Origin of the sequence: Bordetella genomosp. 4 (genome assembly GCF_002261185.1) — a bacterium.
GTDB lineage: Bacteria > Pseudomonadota > Gammaproteobacteria > Burkholderiales > Burkholderiaceae_B > Bordetella_A.
In genome coordinates, this window is the sequence record NZ_NEVQ01000017.1 from 180,454 (window position 1) to 200,403 (window position 19,950).

At 60.4% G+C, this 19,950-nt stretch carries 20 protein-coding genes; 16 read left to right on the forward strand and 4 right to left on the reverse strand.

The window, feature by feature from the left end:
• Nucleotides 1-20 precede the first annotated feature (20 nt).
• Both rpmB and rpmG read left to right on the forward strand, forming a co-directional pair.
• Nucleotides 21-257 (forward strand): 50S ribosomal protein L28, encoded by a 237-nt coding sequence (gene rpmB / locus CAL20_RS18115; RefSeq protein WP_012250213.1) that lies wholly within the window; start codon nt 21-23, stop codon nt 255-257.
• A gap of 30 nt (nt 258-287) precedes the next feature.
• Nucleotides 288-455 (forward strand): 50S ribosomal protein L33, encoded by a 168-nt coding sequence (gene rpmG / locus CAL20_RS18120; protein ID WP_003810296.1) that lies wholly within the window; start codon nt 288-290, stop codon nt 453-455.
• Nucleotides 456-596: 141 nt separating this feature from the next.
• Here the strand turns inward: rpmG and CAL20_RS18125 are convergent, their stop codons facing one another.
• From CAL20_RS18125 to CAL20_RS18135, 3 genes are all read right to left on the reverse strand, one after another.
• Entirely contained in the window at nt 597-2,399 is a 1,803-nt protein-coding gene (locus tag CAL20_RS18125) for a SulP family inorganic anion transporter (protein WP_094822304.1), read from the reverse strand.
• A 231-nt stretch (nt 2,400-2,630) separates the two neighbouring features.
• Complete coding sequence (locus CAL20_RS18130) at nt 2,631-3,179, reverse strand: hemerythrin domain-containing protein (RefSeq protein ID WP_094822332.1); 549 nt, start codon at nt 3,177-3,179, stop codon at nt 2,631-2,633.
• 105 nt (nt 3,180-3,284) lie between these two features.
• Complete coding sequence (locus tag CAL20_RS18135; protein ID WP_094822305.1) at nt 3,285-4,448, reverse strand: D-alanyl-D-alanine carboxypeptidase family protein; 1,164 nt, start codon at nt 4,446-4,448, stop codon at nt 3,285-3,287.
• A gap of 456 nt (nt 4,449-4,904) precedes the next feature.
• Here CAL20_RS18135 and CAL20_RS18140 point away from each other — a divergent pair, with 456 nt between their 5' ends.
• The 14 genes from CAL20_RS18140 to CAL20_RS18205 all read left to right on the forward strand — a co-directional run bounded on the left by CAL20_RS18140 (nt 4,905) and on the right by CAL20_RS18205 (nt 18,956).
• Nucleotides 4,905-5,360, forward strand: a complete 456-nt coding sequence (locus CAL20_RS18140) for an HU family DNA-binding protein (RefSeq protein ID WP_094822306.1) — start codon at nt 4,905-4,907, stop codon at nt 5,358-5,360.
• A 137-nt stretch (nt 5,361-5,497) separates the two neighbouring features.
• Nucleotides 5,498-6,001: a MarR family winged helix-turn-helix transcriptional regulator gene (locus tag CAL20_RS18145; RefSeq protein ID WP_094838561.1), complete on the forward strand. Its 504-nt coding sequence runs from the start codon at nt 5,498-5,500 to the stop codon at nt 5,999-6,001.
• Between the two features lie 14 nt (nt 6,002-6,015).
• Complete coding sequence (locus CAL20_RS18150; RefSeq protein ID WP_094838562.1) at nt 6,016-7,233, forward strand: MFS transporter; 1,218 nt, start codon at nt 6,016-6,018, stop codon at nt 7,231-7,233.
• Nucleotides 7,234-7,317: 84 nt separating this feature from the next.
• Nucleotides 7,318-9,975, forward strand: a complete 2,658-nt coding sequence (leuS, locus tag CAL20_RS18155; protein ID WP_094838563.1) for a leucine--tRNA ligase — start codon at nt 7,318-7,320, stop codon at nt 9,973-9,975.
• 10 nt (nt 9,976-9,985) lie between these two features.
• Nucleotides 9,986-10,645, forward strand: a complete 660-nt coding sequence (locus tag CAL20_RS18160) for an LPS-assembly lipoprotein LptE (protein ID WP_094838564.1) — start codon at nt 9,986-9,988, stop codon at nt 10,643-10,645.
• A gap of 3 nt (nt 10,646-10,648) precedes the next feature.
• Nucleotides 10,649-11,707, forward strand: coding sequence for a DNA polymerase III subunit delta (holA, locus tag CAL20_RS18165; RefSeq protein WP_094838565.1), 1,059 nt, complete (start codon nt 10,649-10,651; stop codon nt 11,705-11,707).
• A 232-nt stretch (nt 11,708-11,939) separates the two neighbouring features.
• The gene (locus CAL20_RS18170) at nt 11,940-13,205 is read left to right on the forward strand and encodes a glutamate-5-semialdehyde dehydrogenase (protein WP_256981609.1); all 1,266 of its coding nucleotides are present in this window, start codon (nt 11,940-11,942) and stop codon (nt 13,203-13,205) included.
• A 50-nt stretch (nt 13,206-13,255) separates the two neighbouring features.
• Nucleotides 13,256-13,636 carry a hypothetical protein gene (locus CAL20_RS18175; protein ID WP_094838567.1) on the forward strand — a complete coding sequence of 127 codons (381 nt, stop codon included), beginning with the start codon at nt 13,256-13,258 and terminating at the stop codon, nt 13,634-13,636.
• Nucleotides 13,637-13,699: 63 nt separating this feature from the next.
• Complete coding sequence (locus tag CAL20_RS18180) at nt 13,700-13,984, forward strand: GNAT family N-acetyltransferase (protein ID WP_094838568.1); 285 nt, start codon at nt 13,700-13,702, stop codon at nt 13,982-13,984.
• A 3-nt stretch (nt 13,985-13,987) separates the two neighbouring features.
• Nucleotides 13,988-14,368 (forward strand): YchJ family protein, encoded by a 381-nt coding sequence (locus CAL20_RS18185; protein ID WP_094838569.1) that lies wholly within the window; start codon nt 13,988-13,990, stop codon nt 14,366-14,368.
• A gap of 191 nt (nt 14,369-14,559) precedes the next feature.
• Nucleotides 14,560-15,258 (forward strand): heavy metal response regulator transcription factor, encoded by a 699-nt coding sequence (locus tag CAL20_RS18190; RefSeq protein WP_094838570.1) that lies wholly within the window; start codon nt 14,560-14,562, stop codon nt 15,256-15,258.
• Complete coding sequence (locus tag CAL20_RS18195; RefSeq protein ID WP_094838571.1) at nt 15,255-16,637, forward strand: heavy metal sensor histidine kinase; 1,383 nt, start codon at nt 15,255-15,257, stop codon at nt 16,635-16,637. The genes CAL20_RS18190 and CAL20_RS18195 overlap by 4 nt, the downstream gene beginning before the upstream one ends.
• 132 nt (nt 16,638-16,769) lie before the next feature.
• Nucleotides 16,770-18,101, forward strand: coding sequence for an APC family permease (locus CAL20_RS18200; protein ID WP_256981619.1), 1,332 nt, complete (start codon nt 16,770-16,772; stop codon nt 18,099-18,101).
• Nucleotides 18,102-18,128: 27 nt separating this feature from the next.
• Complete coding sequence (locus CAL20_RS18205) at nt 18,129-18,956, forward strand: class I SAM-dependent methyltransferase (protein WP_094822319.1); 828 nt, start codon at nt 18,129-18,131, stop codon at nt 18,954-18,956.
• A gap of 92 nt (nt 18,957-19,048) precedes the next feature.
• On the opposite strand, the gene CAL20_RS18210 is transcribed toward CAL20_RS18205, so the two are convergent.
• Nucleotides 19,049-19,684, reverse strand: a complete 636-nt coding sequence (locus CAL20_RS18210) for a TetR/AcrR family transcriptional regulator (protein ID WP_094822320.1) — start codon at nt 19,682-19,684, stop codon at nt 19,049-19,051.
• Nucleotides 19,685-19,950 lie beyond the last annotated feature (266 nt).

The following is a 19,950-nucleotide window of genomic DNA, read 5'->3' on the forward strand; positions in this document are numbered from 1 at the left end:
GAATACTTAGAGGTAAAACCATGGCACGCGTATGCCAAGTAACTGGCAAAGGCCCGATGACGGGCAACAACGTTTCGCACGCTAACAACAAGACCAAGCGTCGCTTCCTGCCCAACCTGCAATCGCGCCGGTTCTGGGTCGAGAGCGAAAACCGCTGGGTTCGCCTGCGTGTTTCCGCCAAGGCCATCCGCATCATCGACAAGAACGGCATCGACGCTGTTCTGGCCGACCTGCGCGCCCGCGGCGAACTGGCCTGATCCGGCCCCATCACAATCTAGGAGCAAGACATGGCCAAAGGTATCCGCGAAAAGATCAAGCTCGAGTCCACTGCCGGCACGGGCCACTTTTACACGACCACCAAAAACAAGCGCAACATGCCCGAAAAGATGCTGATCAAGAAATTTGATCCCGTCGCTCGCAAGCATGTTGACTACAAAGAAACCAAGCTGAAGTAATCAGCCGGTTTTCGACGCAGCAAAAAAAGGCCTCGCACTATTGCGAGGCCTTTTTTGTTGCCGGGCCGCCCCAAAACAAAAACGCCCCCTCGGGGGGCAGCAAGCCGAAGGCGCAGCATGGGGGGCCTTTTTCATTGCTGATCATGCATCGTTGCCGCCGGCATCCCCTGTGGGCCTGAACGGCCGTTGATTGCACTCGCGAAAAATACGCGCCGTGCAGCCTGCACAGATATCGGGATCCAAACGCTGGAAAATCTGTGCGATCGCGGTCGCCTTGTCGGGAAAGATATGGTCCTCGCCTAGATAGTCGACAAATCCCATGCGATGCCACATTTGCATCACCTCAGGTCGAGGCCGGTGAAAATACAGATCGCCCCCCATTTCGCGCCGCTTACGCAGCTCGTATTCCCACACCAGCGCCCCCGCATGATCGATGAAATTCATGCTTTTCGTCATCACCAGCAGATGGCGCGGTGCGTTGGCCTGGCTGCGTAGCGCCTGCAGCCGATCAGCGACGTGAGCCACGGCACCAAAATAGACCGAGCCTTCCATGCGCAGTAATTTCAATTGCGGACATTCGGGCAGTTCATCTGAATTCCCTTCGAGCACGGCAAAATGACGATCTGGATCGCTCGCTCTGAATCCCATCGTGCGCATGGCAGGATGCGAGGTGCGATGCAGATATGTCATGAGCGACAGCAACGTACCCAGCAAAATCGCGATCTCCATACGGATCGTCACGGTCGCCACCAGGGTCGCCAGCGCAATCAAGAACTCGTTGCGTTGCACACCTGCGATACGCCGCCAGTGCGGCAATTCCAATAGATTCCACGCCACCAGCAACAGCAGCCCAGCAATCGCCGCATACGGAATTTGTGCCAGCAAAGGCGAACTCACCGTCACCAGCAGCATTAACAACACCGCGGCAAATACTGCCGCCATGGGGGTACGCGCCCCTGATTCGAAGTTGGGGATCGAGCGGTTCAACGAGCCGCAGGACAAATAAGACGAGAAAAACCCGCCCACGATATTCGACAACCCTTGCCCCATGAATTCACGATTGGCGTCGATCGTCTGCCCAGACCTCGAAGCCACCACTTTGGCAATCGAAATCGATTGCGCGAGCGCCACAATGGATAACGCAAAGGCCAGGCCCAGCAAATCCGGCAACGAACTCCACGGAACCTCGGGCACATGAAATGGCGGCACAGGCTGAGACAGCTTGCCCAACACTCGGATGCCGCTGCCCGGCTCAGAAAACGCCCAGGCGTTCAGTGCAGCGGCCACCGCCGTTCCCGCTACGAGGCCGATCAGCATATGCGGCTTGCGACGATCCCAACGGCGCGCCAGCAGTGACACTCCTATCGTCACCAGCGCCACCAGCAGCGCGCCCCAATGCAGCTCGCCCAGCCCTCTCGCCACACCCAGTAATACAGCCCCCGCGCCATGCGCGTGAATACCGTCCAGGCCCAACGCGTCTTTCAACGCATGTACCGCGATCAGCAAGGCTGCGCCGCTGGTAAAGCCGAACAGCGCAGAAGGCGAAATGAAATTCGCCAACGCCCCCAACCGCAGCACGCCGACCAATAATTGCAGAATCCCCACCAGAATCGTGACCGCCAGCGCCATCTGGATATAGTCGTGACTGCCGGCCATCGCCAACGGCGCCAGCACGGCGTATAGCGCCAGTGAATTGGCGTTCGTCGGGCCCGACATCACATGGCGGCTCGAACCAAACAACGCCGCCACCACACAGGGCACAATGGCCGAATACAGCCCATACTCGGGCGGCAAGCCCGCCAAGGTGGCAAACGCCACCCCTTGCGGCAGCACCAACAGCGCCCCTAGCAGCCCGGCAAAAGCATCGGCCCGCAGCGAGGCAGGCCCGACATCATGAATCCACGTACCAAATATGCGATTTGCCAACTTAGCCACGCGCTGCATCTTCCTATTGTGATGAGATTGTCGGCCGGGCTCGATTCAATACCACGAGCGCATAGTAATGGGCAGGCGATAGACCAGCGACAAGCACCGCTTATAACCAGCGGGCATATAGGGTAATCCCATGCATTGATGCGTGCAACGCACATGGCATCACACGGACATTTTATGAGCTGGCGCTGCCATCCAATGACCGGCGCGATTCGCTTGCAGGACGCGGCATATCCGCACCTCCTAACTCGCTCCGCCACCGCGCCTCGCCCGCATCGCCTGACTCATATCTGACAGCGCCAAATCGTCCAGCAGCCGCGCTGCCATGGGCAGTAATTCGTTTTCTTCGCGCTGAATATGGTCGGCATACTGTGCGCAAAACTGCTCGACGCCGGCCTCGTCGAGTTCGGCAGGCTGGCCTGCACTGACCGCCTCCAAGGGACCATGCAGACGGCGCCACAAAGCCTCCAATTGACGGTGTTCCTGCGTCAAACCATCCACCATCTCATGCAAGCATCTCGCGTCCGAACCGGCCATGGAATCGATGAGCGCGGGAAAGAGATCGGCCTCCTCGTCACGGTGATGCAGCACGGCCGCCGTATCAAAGTACTTCAGCACGCTGGCAGCTGCCGTCTGCGCTACAGCATCGGAACCATGTTGCGCCACATGCGCGGCCAAACGCCGCAGCGTGGCACATTGGCGGCCCATACGATCATGACAGGCCGAAAGCAATTCCAACGGCGTATCCAACCCCACGGCCGGCGACGAAAACCCAGGAATATCGACTTTCATGATCATTTCCTTCCTCTCCATGCGCCGTGTAGCTCACGACCTTTCTGTCGTGGCACCACACCGCTCAAGCCGGCCACTCTCGCGACGGAACTGCGCCGCTCGCATTTAACCCATGGTCTGCCGCCACCATAGCCGCACCGTATCCCAGGTGCGTGCCATGATCCCGGCCTGCGGCACCGCATCCAGCGCCACGACCGGCCAATTCCCGGCGGGCTGGCCGTCAACCAACACTTGCAACGATCCTACCTCGGCCTGCGCGGCGATAGGCGCGATCAACGGCTGCCGTTGCGTCACGACCGGCTTGACCTCCGAGGCCCGCGGAACCGTCACGTAAGCGTCGCGCGCCAGTCCGACACGCACGGCATCCTGTTCGCCTTTCCAGACCTGCGGCGTGTCGATGGCCTCCCCCTTAGCATACAGCTTGACGGTCTTGAAGCTCTGGAACCCCCAGTTCAACAACACCTGGCTGTCCTGGGTACGCAGTTTGTCAGAGCCCGTGCCCAACACCACGCTGATCAAACGCCGGCGCATCTGGCCGTCGGGCCGCTGCGCCGAGGCTATCAGACAGTATCCTGCCGAGTCAGTATGGCCGGTTTTCAGCCCATCGACACTCGGGTCCAGCCACAACAGGCGATTGCGATTCGACTGCGAAATATTGTTATAGGTAAAGGTCCGCACCGAATCATAGGTCTTATACAGATCGGGAAAATCGCTGACCAGACGCTGCGCCAACACCGACAGATCGCGCGCCGTCGAGTAGGTATTCGGATCGGACAAGCCGTGCGGACTCGCAAAACGCGTTCCGTGCAGCCCCATCTGCGCAGCCTGCTCGTTCATCCGCTGCACGAACGCCTCGACCGAACCCGAGGTCGCCTCGGCCAACGCGATCGCCGCATCGTTGCCCGACTGCACCAGCAAGCCATACAGCAAGTCATTGATCGACACGCGCTTGCCTGGCTCGAGAAACATCTTGGAGCTGCCCGGCGCAACTTTCCAGGCTCGTGTCGACACCGTCACTTGCTGTTGTGCCGACAGCCGCCCATCGCGCAACGCTTGAAACACCAGATAAGCCGTCATGACTTTAGTCAACGACGCCGGCTCGATACGCGCATCAGGATTGAATGACGCGATTTCCTGACCACTCGTGGCATCGAGCAATAACCACGCTTTGGCCGTCACCGGCGGTGGCACAACGGCCGCTGCGTGCGCCGGCACACCCGCCACGCAGGCTGCCACGAGCAGCCAGCTGGCACATACTTTCTTGAACAAGAGAACTCCTACTTGGAATCAGCCAATCCCACCCAGTGTCGGTCGCGCGCTCGACAAGCGGCACGCGGTCAAGACCTGTCAGCGCCACGCGATCAGGCGCGAGGCTGGCAAGTTCGTCAGGATAACCCACGAAAAGTTCACGCTCGACCATCATGCAGCCTTGATGAACGTGCGCACCTTCGCCCTCCCCGATTCCTGCCAAGCTGTGCGCAGCAGCAAAAGAGCGCGGAATTTGCGGTCGTTCCGGGCCTGGAAAATATCGCCCAACGATACAAGTTGCAGCCCGCTGAGATTGCAATCAGCCATGTCTTTGCCACGAAAACAACATGTTTTAAGGGGTCAACGCAAAGAAATACGCACACAGCGCCTGAAGTTCCGCTATTATCGGGCGCGAGGTGCCACGTGCCGATCTTCGGTACCGAGCTCACTCGCGTTCTCAACATACGGATTTCGACCATGGCTACCAAAGCAAAAGCTCCCGCCAAGAAAGTCAGCAAGACCGCTGCCAAAGCCCCTGCCACCAAGGCTGCGGCTAAGAAAGCACCTGCCAAAAAGGCAACCGTCGCCAAGACCGCTGCAGTAAAAACGGTTGCGGCTCCCGTCATCAAAGAAGCACTGAACAAGTCGCAATTGGTTGCTCACCTGGTCGCACAGACCGGCGTGGAAGCCAAATCGGTCAAGGCCGTTCTGGCCGGGCTGGAAAACGCTGCACTGGGTTCGGTAAACAAGAAAGGCGCTGGCGAGTTCTCTCTGCCTGGCCTGCTCAAAGTCACCGTGCAGAAGGTTCCTGCCAAGGCCAAGCGCTTCGGCAAAGACCCGTTCACCGGCCAAGAGCGTTGGTTCCCGGCCAAGCCCGCATCGGTCAAGGTCAAGGTCCGTCCTCTGAAAAAACTGAAAGACGCCGCTCAGTAAATCTGCGCACCGTCCCTACAGTTTGATCGGCAAGGCCCGTCTCGCAAGAGGCGGGCCTTGCCGTTTTTGCGTGCAACATTGACATTCCGGATCCGCCCATTTATCTTTACGTCAAAATACTTAATGTAAAGATAACCATGCGCGATCACGTTGATTTCGTTCTTGGCCAGTGGCACGAGCAGTGTCCTGAACTGAATGTCTCCAGCATGGCTGTATTCAGCCGGCTGTTTCGCCTGCATACGCTGGCTGCCCGCGAGGTCGACACTACTTTTCGCGAATATGGCCTGCATCAAGGTGAATTCGATGTGCTGGCCACGCTGTATCGCGCGGGCCCGCCACATGCGTTAAACCCCCAGGCCTTGGTCGGCGCCCTCTTGCTCTCCTCCGGCGCCATGACTCATCGTCTGGATAGTTTGCAGCAAGCAGGTCTGCTGGTCCGTGCACCAAACCCCGATGATCGCCGCAGCGTCATGGTGTCGTTGACGCCTCAAGGATTGCGCGTCATCAAAGCGGTGCTGGATGACTACCTGATCAAGCTCGAGCAGCTATTGAGCCCGCTGTCTGCGGGCGATCGCAAACATCTCGCGACGCTGCTGCGCCAACTGCTCAGCGCGCATGACGCCAACGCCCACTCCTCTTGATTGCAGTCCCGTCCATGTCTCACCCCACTCCCGCCCGCGTCCCCACATTGACCACGCCCATCATCTTGTTGATGTCGGCAGCCACGGGATTGATCGTCGCGAGCAATTATTACGCGCAGCCCTTGTTGCACACCATCAGTCAGCAGTTCGGCTTGAACGAGACCGCCGCCGGCAGCATCGTCATGACGGCACAGCTATCGTATGCCGCCGGTCTGATGCTGCTGGTTCCCCTGGGCGACATGCTTGAGCGCCGTGCGCTGATCGTGTTCATGACCCTGTTGAGCGCGGTGGGCTTGTTGATTTCCGGCTTTGCCAACAGCTTTCCAATGCTGCTGGCAGGCACCGCCGCCACGGGAGTATTGTCCGTGGTGGCCCAGGTCCTTGTGCCGTTCGCCGCCACCTTGGCGGCCCCTCACCAGCGCGGCAAAGCCGTCGGCACGGTCATGAGCGGCCTGTTGCTCGGCATTCTGCTGGCACGCACGGTAGCCGGCGGACTCGCCGAACTGGGCAGCTGGCGCACCGTCTACTGGGTCGCATCGGGATTGCTGCTCATCATGGCGGCGGCGTTGTGGCGCGTATTGCCGCGCTATAAAGCAACCACGCATCTCAGCTACACAAGCTTGCTGGCCTCAATTTTTCATCTCTACGCACGTGAGCCCCTGTTTCGGGCACGCTCGCTGCTGGGGGCGTTGATCTTCGCTTCTTTCAGCATGTTCTGGACGCCACTGACATTCCTGCTGGCCAATCCCCCCTATTCCTACAGTGACAGCACCATTGGTCTATTTGGCCTGGCGGGCGCGGCCGGAGCTTTTGCCGCCAATCGATTCGGCCGTCTCAACGATCGTGGACGCGGCAATCTGGCGACGAGGATCGGACTGATACTGTTGGCCGCCTCATGGGTCTTGCTCGCGCTGGGAGCGCATTCGCTGGCGGCGCTGCTGATCGGTGTCGTCATGCTGGACATGATGATCCAAGGCGTTCATGTCACCAACCAGACTTCCATCTATCGCCTGCAGCCCGACGCCCGCAGCCGACTCACCGCTGGTTACATGACGTCTTATTTTATCGGCGGCGCAGCCGGCTCGTTGATCTCGTCGTTCCTGTACGCCGCGGGCGGATGGTTGGCGGTCTCGGCCGGCGGACTGGCTGTGAGCCTTGCCGCCCTGGCCTATGCCGCCTGGTCCCCATCGGGTCGCATCCCCGAAAACCCACCCCCGGCCCCTCGCGGCTAGGGACTCTTTATAATCAGGGGTTTGACCGTCGTTGCGTGACGCAGCGGCGGCCCACTTTCTTTCTATAGATACGCGCACGAGCCCATGCAGGAACGTTACAGCCCCACCGCCGTCGAAGCAGCCGCCCACCAAGACTGGCAGGCCCGCGACGCCTACCGTGTCACCGAGCACGCACAGAACGCCGACGGCTCCGAAAAGCCGAAGTTCTACGCGTGTTCCATGCTGCCGTACCCCAGCGGCAAGCTCCACATGGGTCACGTCCGCAACTACACCATCAACGACATGATGGCGCGCCAGCTACGCATGCGCGGTTACAACGTATTGATGCCCATGGGCTGGGACGCATTCGGCATGCCCGCCGAAAACGCCGCCATCAAGTCAAAAGTCCCGCCGGCCAAATGGACCTACGACAACATCGCTTACATGAAAAAGCAGATGAAATCGATGGGTCTGGCGATCGACTGGTCGCGCGAAATGTGCGCCTGCGATCCGAAATACTACAAATGGAACCAATGGTTGTTCCTGAAGATGCTCGAAAAAGGCATCGCCTATCGCAAAACGCAGGTCGTCAACTGGGATCCGGTCGATCAGACCGTGCTGGCCAACGAGCAAGTCATTGACGGACGCGGCTGGCGCTCGGGCGCCCTCGTGGAAAAACGCGAGATCCCGGGCTACTACCTGCGCATCACCGACTACGCCGACGAGCTCCTGGAACAAGTCCGCAACGGCCTGCCCGGCTGGCCGGAGCGCGTGCGCGTCATGCAAGAAAACTGGATCGGCAAATCCGAGGGCCTGCGCTTTGCGTTCCCTCATCAGATCGCCGGCACCGACGGCCAGCTCATCCAGGACGGCAAGCTGTACGTCTTCACCACCCGTGCCGATACCATCATGGGCGTCACGTTCTGCGCCGTTGCGCCTGAACATCCGTTGGCTACGCACGCTGCGCAATCCAATCCAGAGCTCGCCGCATTTATCGAACAATGCAAGCTCGGCGGCACGACCGAGGCTGAAATCGCCACCCGCGAAAAATCCGGGATGCCTACGGGCCTGACCGTCACCCATCCTCTCACGGGCGAGCAAGTCGACGTCTGGGTAGGCAACTATGTGCTCATGAGCTACGGCGACGGCGCCGTCATGGGCGTGCCCGCTCACGACGAGCGCGATTTCGCCTTTGCCCAGAAATACCAATTGCCCATCAAGCAAGTCGTCGCGCTCGAGGGCAAAACCTATTCCACCGACGCCTGGCAAGAATGGTACGGCGACAAACAAAGCGGCCGCACCGTCAATTCCGGCAAATACGATGGCCTGACGTTCCGCGAAGCCGTGGACGCGATCGCGGCCGATCTGACGGCCCAGGGCCTGGGTGAAAAACAAACCACCTGGCGCCTGCGCGACTGGGGGATTTCGCGCCAGCGTTACTGGGGTACCCCGATCCCCATCATTCACTGCGCCGACTGCGGTCCGGTCCCGGTGCCCGAAAAAGACCTGCCGGTCGTCCTGCCCGATGATCTGATTCCCGACGGCAGCGGCAACCCGCTGGCCAAAAACGAGGCATTCCTGTCGTGCTCATGCCCCAGTTGCGGCAAACCCGCACGGCGCGAGACCGACACGATGGACACCTTTGTGGACTCGTCCTGGTATTTCATGCGCTACACCTCGCCGGACAACGACGAGGCCATGGTCGATACGCGCAACGATTACTGGATGCCCATGGACCAGTACATCGGCGGCATCGAACACGCCGTGCTGCACCTGCTGTACGCCCGGTTCTGGACACGCGTCATGCGCGACATGGGCCTGCTGAAATTTGACGAACCCTTCACCAAGCTGCTGTGCCAAGGCATGGTGCTGAACCACATCTACTCGCGTAAAAACGCCCAGGGCGGCATCGAGTATTTCTGGCCCGAAGAAGTCGAAAATCAATACGACGCCAAGGGCGCCATCATCGGCGCCAAGCTCAAGGCCGACGGTTCCGACGTGCAGTATGGCGGCGTGGGCACCATGTCCAAGTCCAAAAACAACGGCGTGGATCCCCAAGCGCTCATCGACACACTGGGCGCAGATACCGCGCGCCTGTTTGTCATGTTCGCCAGCCCGCCCGAGCAAACCCTGGAGTGGTCTGATTCCGGCGTAGACGGCTCGAATCGTTTCCTGCGCCGCCTGTGGACCTTGTGCTATGGCCAACACGAGGCCATTGCCCGTGGCCTGGCTGCCGGCACCGACTGGACTCAGGCCCCCGCCCCCGTCAAAGACCTGCGCCGCGAGGTTTACAGCCTGCTCAAGCAAGCCGATTACGATTACCAGCGTATCCAGTACAACACGGTGGTCTCGGCTTGCATGAAAATGCTCAACGCCATCGACAGCGCCAAGCTCCCCGACGGGGCCCAGTCCGATGCAGCCCGCGCCGAAGCCATCGGCATCCTGCTGCGAGTGCTGTATCCGGTCGTGCCGCACATCACGTGGCACCTGTGGCGTGATCTGGGTTATGCAGCCCAGTTGGGTGATCTGCTGGATGCGCCTTGGCCGCACGTCGACGAGGCCGCGTTGGTGGCCGACGAGATCGAGCTCATGCTGCAAGTCAATGGCAAACTGCGAGGCTCGATCCGCGTCGCCGCACAGGCCTCGAAAACAGAGATCGAACAACTCGCCGCCGGCCAGGAGGAAGTCTCCCGCTTCCTCGAAGGCCGTCCGCCCAAGCGCGTGATTGTCGTGCCGGGCAAGCTCGTCAACGTCGTTGGTTAAGAGGTCACGCATGCATTTTGCTCCGCCCCGCCTGCAACATTTCCGCTCACGCTGGTGGCTGCGCGCAGCCAGCCTGGCGACCGTCATGCTGCTGGCGGCGTGCGGCTTCGCCATGCGTGGCGTGACGCCATTGCCGTTCAACACGCTTTATGTCGGCATTCCCGAAAACACGCGCTTTGGTGCCGACGTCCGGCGTGCAATACGTGCAGCATCACCCAACACACGCCTGGTAGACCAAACCAAAGCAGCGGACGCCGTGTTGCAGGTCGTCGACAATAGCCGCTCACTGCGCGAGGTATCGCTCAACGCACAAGGCCGTGTCGAGGAATACGAACTCGGCATCAACTTCACATTCCGCCTGATCACCAATAAAGGCGTGGCCATCCTGCCCGACACCACGCTCTCGATCTATCGCGAAATGCCGTACGACGATCAGGTCGTCCAAGCCAAAGAAGCGCAAATGGAGACGCTGTATCAATCCATGCAGCAGGCTCTGGTCAGCCGCTTGCTCCGACGCTTGACGGCGCCAGACGTACATAATGCGTACGAGGCCGCACAGCGTGGCGAAAACGATCCCGACTCGCCGGTCTACGATCCCAATGCCGTGCCGTCCGACAATCGGCCGGAAACCTGGCAAACGCCTGGGACGCCCGGCACGGGCACGTGGTGACGCATGGGGCAGTCGCTAGACGCTGACCGATTGGCAGAGTATCTGCAACGCGCCGGGCAGCGCCTGGCGCCGCTGTACACCATATCTGGCGACGAACCTCTGCTCGTCATCGAAGCCACTGACGCTCTGCGTGCCGCCGCACGCCAAGCCGGCTACACCGACCGCACCTCCATGATCATGGATGCGCGCAGCGACTGGAGCGCGGTTTTCGCCGCCACACAAAGCGTCTCGCTGTTCGGTGACAAGCGCATTCTGGAAATCAAGCTGCCCACCGGCAAGCCCGGAAAAACGGGCGCGGACACCCTCACGAAACTGGCGACGCAAGCCGCGGCGCAACCCGATCCCGACACTCTGATCGTCGTGGCGCTGCCCCGCCTGGACAAAGCGACGCGCGAGTCCAAATGGGTCCAGGCACTGGCGCAGAGCGGCATGATGATAGACATCGCCTCGATCGAACGCAGCCGCCTGCCCGCCTGGGTCGGCGCCCGCCTGGCGCGGCAAAACCAGCGCGCCGACGCCGCCACGCTGCAATGGATGGCCGACAGGGTCGAAGGCAATCTTCTGGCCGCCCACCAGGAAATCCAGAAACTGGGACTGCTCTACCCCGAGGGCCAATTGGCCGCCCAGGACGTCGAACGTGCCGTGCTCAACGTCGCCCGTTACGACGTTTTCGGCCTGCGCGACGCCATGCTGGCGGGCGACGCACCGCGCACTATCCGTATGCTGGAGGGCCTGCGCGCCGAAGGCGAGGCGCTGCCCCTGGTTCTGTGGGCCGTTGGCGACGAGATCCGCCTGCTGGCCCGCGTCGCCGAAGCCCGCGCCACGGGCCAGGACGCCGGCGCACTGATGCGCCGGCTGAGGATATTCGGCGCCCACGAGAAACTGGCCCTGCAAGCCCTGGGGCGCATCCCCGCCAAGGCCTGGCCGGCGGCGGTCCAGCATGCGCACGAGGTGGACCGTCTGATCAAAGGCCTGACCGTCCCCGGACGCCTCGCAGACGCATGGGAAGAAATGACCCGACTGGCGCTACGCGTGGCGGCAGCCGGCAGCCGTGCCCGATGACGGTCCGGCCCTGCGGCTCACGGGCCGGGCTGCAACACGCTGCGCCGTCCAACCGCCCCGCCGCGCTGCCGCCCCCTGCGGTTGTGCTCTCGGATAGCGGCCTGGCGCCGCACACTGGCGGGCCTGTTGCCGCGCAGCGGCGGCCCGCCCTTCGCTGCCGCGCAGCACGATACACTTAGGACTATCTGCCGGTGCATGCTGCACCGCCTTCCGAATCATGCCAGACACTCTCATGTCCTCTTCCGATATCGATAATGCCATGCTGCTCTTGGGCGAAAACGCCCGGCGCGCCTCGCGGGCCATGATGCGCGCCAGCGGCGCGGCCAAAAACCAGGCGCTGCTCGCCATGGCCGATGCGCTGCTGGAAAATCGCGCCTCGCTACAAGCCGCCAACGCCAAAGACCTGGAGGCGGCACGCGCCAATGGCCTGGAGCCCGCACTGCTCGACCGCTTGACCCTATCGGACAACGCCATCGACAAAATGGCAGAAGGCCTGCGTCAGATCGCCAATCTGCCGGACCCAATTGGCAGTACCACGGCAGGCACCGTCCGTCCCAATGGCATGCGCGTCGCTCAAATGCGCGTGCCGCTGGGCGTGATCGGCATCATTTACGAATCCCGGCCCAACGTCACCATCGATGCGGCGGCGCTATGCCTGAAATCCGGCAATGCCACCATCCTGCGTGGCGGCAGCGAGGCCTTTCACTCCAATGTCGCGCTGGGACAGATCGTACAAACCGGCCTGCAAGCCGCCAATCTGCCTCCTGAAGCCGTCCAGGTCGTCGGCACGACTGACCGCGCTGCAGTGGGCAAGCTCATCACCATGACGGAGCACATCGACGTCATCGTTCCCCGAGGCGGCAAAGGCCTCATCGCCCGGCTGGCGCGCGAAGCCCGTGTGCCCCTGATCAAACACCTGGACGGCAATTGCCACGTCTACATCGATGCCGCCGCCGATCCGCAAAAGGCCCACACCATTGCCTTTAACGCCAAGACCTATCGGTACGGCATTTGCGGCGCCATGGAGACCCTGCTGATCGACGCCGGCGCCGCCATCTCGATCCTGCCGCGCCTCGCGACTGCGTTTACCGCGCACGGCGTCGAACTGCGTGGCTGCCCTCGTACGTGCGAGATCGTACCCGCCGCCAAACCCGCCACCGACGAAGATTGGGCCACTGAATACCTGGCTCCGATTCTGGCCGTGCGCATCGTCGACTCGCTGGACCAAGCCATCGAACACATCGCTCGCTGGGGCTCCGGCCATACCGACGCCATCGTGACCGAAGACCTCTCGGCCGCCCACCGCTTTCAACGCGAGGTCGACTCCAGTTCGGTCTATGTCAATCTGCCCACCTGTTTTGCAGACGGATTCGAATATGGCCTGGGCGCAGAGATCGGCATATCGACCAACCGGCTGCACGCACGCGGCCCTGTCGGCCTCGAAGGCCTGACCACCCTGAAATGGGTTCTCAGCGGCGAAGGACAGACACGCGGATAGTTTCCGCCTCGTCCCAACACGCCTAGCCATTCTTTACTGCACTGCATCTCATGTCCACTCCCGTTCTCGCCTACGCATTCAGTCTCGTCACGCTGTGCTTCATTGTCTGCACCATCTGCGGCATTTTGCTGTTCTTTGTACAGACGGACAGAATCAACGCAACCCTGAAGCATCCCTTGTTAAAGCACGGATCGTTTCGGCAATTCCCATTGGTCATCAAGACCTCTATCTTTCAAGACTATTTCTTTCGCCTGGCCTTTCCGGGATTCAACTTTGGCCTGTTTGCTCATGCCAACAAACAACTCAGCCATGTTGAGCCCAGACGCGTGCCTTTCAGTGTAAAGATCCCCATCGTAGGCTTCTGGGCATCATGCTGGGTGGGTCTTGTCGCCATGATCGCAGTCTGGGTTATCCTGTTCCTGTATCGTTGATCTGCATATCGCGGCCGGTTCGCCGGTCATCGCAAACCGGCTTGTCTTCCTGGCTTTACCACCATGTCCGACACCACGCTCATCATTGATCATAACGAGCCGCAAGGCCGCTTCCAAACGCGCGTAGACGGCCACGCCTGCGTCCTGGATTATCAGTTGCGCGACAACACCATGGTCATCCAGCACACCGGCGTCCCCAGCGCCGTCGGCGGCCGGGGCATCGCTGCGGCACTGACTCGCCATGCCCTGGACACGGCTCGCCAACGCGGCTGGCGCGTCCTGCCCTTGTGTTCCTATGCCGTAGCCTATATCGCCCGGCACCCCGATTATCAGGATCTGGTGGTCTGAACGATGCCAGCTTGTCCGTGCGATAGCGGCCTGGCCTATGCGCGTTGCTGCGAACGGTGGCATCGCGGCCCGCAGCGCCTGCTCGCCCCGGACGCCCTCGCCTTGATGCGCTCGCGCTACAGCGCTTTCGTGCTGGACGATCTGCCGTACTTGCTCGACACCTGGCACCCTGACACACGTCCCGCTCGGCTAGAGCCGAACCCCTCCGATCTGAAATGGCTAGGCCTGCAGATCAAGCAGCACCATCAGCCAGACGCCGATCACGCCACGGTCGAATTCGTGGCTCGCTACCGCCAGGCCGGCCGTGCCACGCGTTTGCACGAAATCAGTCGATTTCTGCGCGTCGGCGGACATTGGCTCTACTTGGACGGCGAACATCGCTGATTAGCCTACACTAGGCTTGGTTTGAGGCCGGCCTTGTTCCCAGGCCAGAGATTGCGCACGCTGTCGACGGACAGCATTGCCGTCTGGCTGACAGAAATGTCAGCGTATCGTCAGCGCGATGACCTATGGGCCTGCGTAAACTGATTCCATGCTGTAAGCCATTTTCCCCTGGTACAAAAGCAATTCTCACCATGCGAGTACTTGTCGTCGAGGACGAAGCGAAAACGTCTTCCTACATTCTGCGAGGACTGACCGAACTCGGCTATACCGTCGATGTCGCAGACACGGGCGTTGACGGCCTGCATCTGGCCCTCGAGTTCGACTATGACGCCATCGTCCTGGACTTGATGCTTCCCGGCCTGGATGGCTATGGGGTGCTGACTCAGTTACGCCGCCAGAAATCCACGCCTGTCATCATGCTATCGGCTCGAGGCGCCGTTGACGATCGCGTGACCGGATTGCGCAAAGGCGCCGACGACTATCTGCCCAAACCCTTTTCGTTCACAGAACTGGTAGCCCGCCTGCAAGCTCAGACGCGACGCCGCACAGAGGGGCACGAGGTCACCACGCTGCAAATCGACAATCTCACGATCGATCTTCTCGCGCGTAAAGTCACCCGGGCAGGACAGCGCCTGGATCTCACTGCCAAAGAGTTTTCTCTGCTCAGCCTGCTCGCCCGCCATCAGGGAGAAGTCCTCTCCAAACTCATGATCGCCGAGCAGATCTGGGACATGAATTTCGATAGCGACATCAACGTGGTCGAAGTCGCCGTCAAACGCCTGCGGGCCAAGGTCGATGCCCCCTATGGCCGCAAATTGCTGCACACCGTTCGCGGCATGGGCTACGTACTCGAAAACCGGCATAGCGAGCCATCGGACGACGCCGCATGATACGGCCCAGACGCAGCCTGCCCATTGCATGGCGACTGGCGACGATGTTCGCCATCACCGCCGCGGTGGTATTTTCCGGCGTCGCTTTTTTTCTGTACTGCGTGCTGACCGAGTCCGTACGCGAACAGGTGCGTGGTGAACTGGAATATCACCATACCTTGCTGGATCCCTACATCCACTCGCGCGCTACCGAGCTCGAATGGGAGACCGTACGCCGCAAACTCGACGGTTTTTCCCAAGAAGGTGCGCGGGTTCGTTACTGGATACGGTCCTCGGACGAGCGCTTTGCGTACGGCGCCCCCTTGTTGCTCGAGGACGGCTGGGAAATTCCCGAAGAACCGTTCGGATTCATCAAAGTCCGCGAGCCATCCAACATCTGGGCGACGTTGAGCCGCACCATTCCTGCCTCCGGTGACCGGCCCGAAGTGGAATTCATCGTCGCACTCGACTGCTCGGCCTACATCCACACCAAAGAAAAATTCACCCGGGTCATGAGCATCACTTCAGCCCTGGGCATCTTGCTGGTTGCCATACTGGGATATTGGATTGCAAAACTGGGCTTGAGTCCCGTGCGCCGGCTCAGCCGGCAGGCCAACCGCTTGCCGCCCAATAACCCGCGGCAACGGCTGGACGTCGTTGGCCTGCCGCCTGAAATCCGCGAGCTCGCCGTGTCGTTCAATAATGCGCTCGAGCGCCGCGAGGCCGCGTGGTTGCAGCTTGAGGGATTCAACGCCGATGTCGCCCACGAACTGCGTACGCCCCTGACCAATCTCATAGGCCAAACTCAGGTTGCCCTTGTTCGCGAACGGGATCTCGGCGCATTGCAAGACCTGCTTGAATCCAATCTGGAAGAACTCGAGCGTATGAGCAGCATCGTCAACGACATGCTGTTTCTATCCAGTGCCGAGAACGGGCATCGCGCCGCAGAACTCAGCGACATCTCGCTATTGACCGAATCCCGCAAAACCGTGGAATACGTCGAGGACACGTTCTTCGAACGCGATCTCACTGTCCGTATCGATGGCGATGCGCACATACACGCCGACAAACGCCTGTTCCATCGCGCCCTGGCCAATCTGCTCTCGAACAGCGTGCGCTATGCGTATGCCGGCACCGAAGTCGTCGTCGCCATTGAAATGCGCGGCGATTATGCATGGGTTTCCGTTTCGAATCATGGCGACCCGATCCCGCCAGAACAGCAGTCCCGTCTATTCGAACGCTTTTACCGTGGCGATGCCGCGCGCACGCATAGCGGCGTCCATCACGGCCTCGGTCTGTCCATCGTGCGCGCCATCGCTTCCATGCATGGCGGGTCCGTCTGTATCCGTAGCGAACACGGCATCAATACCTTCGGCTTTTCCCTGTTGAAGTCAATTTAATTCCTGCAGTTCCGCCCCGCCACGCTGGCGGCCTATTGTCCTGAAGCTTACAAATTCATGAACAATCTACACCAGCGCAGTACGGAATCACCCGCTCCAGCCTCTCATCACGTCGAGGCCAAACCTGCAGGAATGCTGTCGGTCTTCGATGCCGTCGTCATTCTTGTGGGCTTGGTCATCGGCATCGGTATTTTCAGGACACCGTCCATCGTCGCAGCCAATGTCGACTCGGAATGGGCATTCATCATGGTCTGGGTGGCGGGTGGCGTGGTCACGTTGATCGGTGCGCTGTGTTATGCCGAACTCTCTGCGGCACATCCCCATGCAGGGGGCGAATATCATTTTCTATCCCGCGCTTATGGACGTCCTGTCGCGATGCTATTCGGCTGGGCGCGGGGCACCGTCATCCAGACTGGCGCCATTGCAGGCGTCGCTTTCATGCTGGGCGATTATGTTGCTCAACTCTTTCCGTTAGGCCCCTATGGCCCGGCACTCTACGCCGCCCTCTCAGTCATCCTGTTTACTGGCGTCAACATCATCGGAACGGCGCAAAGCAAAACACTGCAAGTCGTCGTGACGCTGGTCGAGGTAGGCGCTCTCGCTGCCGTCATTCTGTTTGGACTATTCGGCGCACCGGCAGAGCTCACCGCGCCACCGACACCGATCTCATCCGACACCGCCGCGCTAGGGCTGGCGATGATCTTTGTACTGCTCACTTTTGGCGGCTGGAACGAGGCGTCTTATCTGACCGGCGAACTCAAAGACGCGCCGCGCAACATCGCGAAAGTCCTCGTCACCGGCACGCTCATTCTGATTCTCCTGTACGTGCTGGCCAATCTCGCCCTCGTTTCCATTCTGGGCCTGGAGGGCTTGCGCGCCTCGGATGCCGTGGCCGCTGACATGATGCGGCAAGTTGCCGGCCCCGCGGGCGAAACCATCGTCACGTTGGCCATTATCGTGGCCGCCATATCCACCCTGAACGCCACCATCTTTACCGGCGCCCGCGTTTTTTATGCCATGGCACAGGACCTCTCGGTCATGCATTGGATGGGCATCTGGGACGGCCGCGGTAAAACGCCGGCCAACGGGCAATTGGTCCAAGGCGCCATCGCACTGGCCCTGATAGGCATGGGCGCCATTACCCGCGATGGCTTCAAGGCCATGGTGGACTACACCGCGCCGGTGTTTTGGGGATTTCTGCTCTTGGTCGGGCTCGCTGTATTCGTGCTGCGGTGGCGGCACCCTGAACGCCAACTGCCTTATCGCGTCCCGCTCTATCCCCTCACGCCGATCGTGTTCTGCCTGACGTGCCTGTACATGTTGCACGCGAGCATTCTGCATACCGGCGCAGCGGCCTGGATCGGACTCGCCGTACTGGCCGCAGGCACGCCGCTGCTGTTGCTCAGAAACAAAGCTGTAGACCCCGTCGCCACCGCCCAACCGCGGGACGATGCCGCCCTCTGACTTGCCCTCTCAACAAGGAGAACGTCAATGCAAACGCTGCAAAAATCCCTAGTATCTGCCGTGCTGTGCGCCATGGTCTGGCATGCCAGCGCAGCCGCTCAAACGGCGGCCGACAAGGCCTCGACTTACGAGCCCACCGTGGGCCAATCCGGTAAAGACGTGGTGTGGGTGCCCACACCTCAAGCACTAGTCGACCGCATGCTGGAAATGGCCGAACTCACTCCCAACGACCGCCTCGTCGATCTGGGCTCAGGCGACGGCCGCACCGTCATCACTGCCGCCAAACGCGGCGCTACGGCACGCGGCATCGAGTTCAATCCCGACATGGTCGCCCTGGCGCAACGCGCCGCAAAAGCCGAAGGCGTCGCAGACAAAGCGACATTCGAACAGGCCGACATTTTCAAATCGGATTTCTCCGACGCCACCGTAGTGACCTTGTTCCTGCTACCCAGTCTGAACGAACGTCTACGTCCCATCATCCTGGAGATGAAGCCAGGCACGCGCGTCGTCTCCAACTCGTTCACCATGGGCGATTGGCAACCCGACGAATCTGCGCAAGTCAGCGAAAACTGCACGGCGTATTGCAACGCGCACAAATGGATCGTCCCCGCCAAAGTCGCCGGCACATGGGCACTCGGCGATAAAGAGCTCGTATTGGAGCAACGCTATCAAATGCTCAGCGGATCCCTGCGCGAGGGCAATAATGTCACGCCGATCACCGACGCGCGGCTAGAAGGAGAGGTAATTCAATTTACTGTAGGAGACCAACGGTATACCGGTCGAGTATCCGGTAAAAGCATGAGCGGCAACACGCAGAACAATGCGCCGTGGCAAGCATCGTTGAGTGCCTCGTAAACGATCACGCCGAACATCGCCCGACGAAACGCCCCGCCACGAAACGGACAGCACCACAAAGGTTGGATCGATGTACAACCTCTCGGGGCAGTTCAAAGCGGGGCGGGGGCGTTGTCGTACGGGAGATCGTCCGCCGCCGACCGCTGTGCTATTCCCTGCAAAAACATCCCCACAAAACAGTCCATGATCTCTGTCGCCGTCTTTTCGCCGTCTGGGCGATACCAGCGGGACAATTGATTCAACGACGACAGCAGAAATTTGCTGGCCAGGCTGACATCCGTACCGGGACGGAACTCGCCCGCGGCAATGCCATCCCGAATCGACGCCTTCAACAGCTCTTCATAAGCATCGCGCCATTTGAGCACCATAGCGCGCGTTTCGTCATTCTCGGCAGACCAAAAGAGTTGCGAGCCGGATACCCAGCTATCATGAAACTGCTCGTAGTACTCAATTGACGCTCTCATAAAACCGTACAAGCGCTCCACCGGGCCGCTTTCCGCAGGCGGCATACGGTCACGCACGTACTCGAACAGCACCTGCATGCCGCTGGCGACCAGGCTTCGGTATAGCGTTTCCTTGTCCGGAAAATGGTGATATAGCGCCGACTTCGATACTCCTACCTCGGCCGCGATCATGTTCAACGATGTGCCACGATAACCGTGGCGGGCAAACAACCGGCGGGCCACGTCAATGATCTGATTATTACGTTCTGGCTCACGTGTGGTCATGGCTGAGGGATCTGTCCTGAAATACACCAAGCTGATGGTACGGGAATTCAAAGACTTGAATTTCGGAGGAAACGATCCATCATATTCTAACGAACCGACTGGTCGGTCAACTCGGCTGACGCGCGTTTATTGATTGAGGGGAATCCTCATTCCGACGCTGCAGGTCCACCATTAACCAGCGCCCGCCCCCCCGCATACGACCTGCTGAAGTTGCCCTCACGCGCTTCTTATCGGCGAGGGCGAACTCATCAGTTACGGTAAAGAGC

What these genes read in the sequence shown, in the direction of transcription:
- CAL20_RS18130 (WP_094822332.1), bottom strand. Translation starts at nt 3,179, where the DNA reads ATGAAAGTCGATATTCCTGGGTTTTCGTCGCCGGCCGTGGGGTTGGAT.
- CAL20_RS18125 (WP_094822304.1), bottom strand. Translation starts at nt 2,399, where the DNA reads ATGCAGCGCGTGGCTAAGTTGGCAAATCGCATATTTGGTACGTGGATT.
- rpmG (WP_003810296.1), top strand. Translation starts at nt 288, where the DNA reads ATGGCCAAAGGTATCCGCGAAAAGATCAAGCTCGAGTCCACTGCCGGC.
- CAL20_RS18185 (WP_094838569.1), top strand. Translation starts at nt 13,988, where the DNA reads ATGCCAGCTTGTCCGTGCGATAGCGGCCTGGCCTATGCGCGTTGCTGC.
- CAL20_RS18200 (WP_256981619.1), top strand. Translation starts at nt 16,770, where the DNA reads ATGCTGTCGGTCTTCGATGCCGTCGTCATTCTTGTGGGCTTGGTCATC.
- CAL20_RS18140 (WP_094822306.1), top strand. Translation starts at nt 4,905, where the DNA reads ATGGCTACCAAAGCAAAAGCTCCCGCCAAGAAAGTCAGCAAGACCGCT.
- rpmB (WP_012250213.1), top strand. Translation starts at nt 21, where the DNA reads ATGGCACGCGTATGCCAAGTAACTGGCAAAGGCCCGATGACGGGCAAC.
- holA (WP_094838565.1), top strand. Translation starts at nt 10,649, where the DNA reads ATGGGGCAGTCGCTAGACGCTGACCGATTGGCAGAGTATCTGCAACGC.
- CAL20_RS18170 (WP_256981609.1), top strand. Translation starts at nt 11,940, where the DNA reads ATGTCCTCTTCCGATATCGATAATGCCATGCTGCTCTTGGGCGAAAAC.
- CAL20_RS18145 (WP_094838561.1), top strand. Translation starts at nt 5,498, where the DNA reads ATGCGCGATCACGTTGATTTCGTTCTTGGCCAGTGGCACGAGCAGTGT.
- CAL20_RS18150 (WP_094838562.1), top strand. Translation starts at nt 6,016, where the DNA reads ATGTCTCACCCCACTCCCGCCCGCGTCCCCACATTGACCACGCCCATC.
- CAL20_RS18160 (WP_094838564.1), top strand. Translation starts at nt 9,986, where the DNA reads ATGCATTTTGCTCCGCCCCGCCTGCAACATTTCCGCTCACGCTGGTGG.
- CAL20_RS18210 (WP_094822320.1), bottom strand. Translation starts at nt 19,684, where the DNA reads ATGACCACACGTGAGCCAGAACGTAATAATCAGATCATTGACGTGGCC.
- CAL20_RS18205 (WP_094822319.1), top strand. Translation starts at nt 18,129, where the DNA reads ATGCAAACGCTGCAAAAATCCCTAGTATCTGCCGTGCTGTGCGCCATG.
- CAL20_RS18175 (WP_094838567.1), top strand. Translation starts at nt 13,256, where the DNA reads ATGTCCACTCCCGTTCTCGCCTACGCATTCAGTCTCGTCACGCTGTGC.
- CAL20_RS18195 (WP_094838571.1), top strand. Translation starts at nt 15,255, where the DNA reads ATGATACGGCCCAGACGCAGCCTGCCCATTGCATGGCGACTGGCGACG.
- leuS (WP_094838563.1), top strand. Translation starts at nt 7,318, where the DNA reads ATGCAGGAACGTTACAGCCCCACCGCCGTCGAAGCAGCCGCCCACCAA.
- CAL20_RS18180 (WP_094838568.1), top strand. Translation starts at nt 13,700, where the DNA reads ATGTCCGACACCACGCTCATCATTGATCATAACGAGCCGCAAGGCCGC.
- CAL20_RS18190 (WP_094838570.1), top strand. Translation starts at nt 14,560, where the DNA reads ATGCGAGTACTTGTCGTCGAGGACGAAGCGAAAACGTCTTCCTACATT.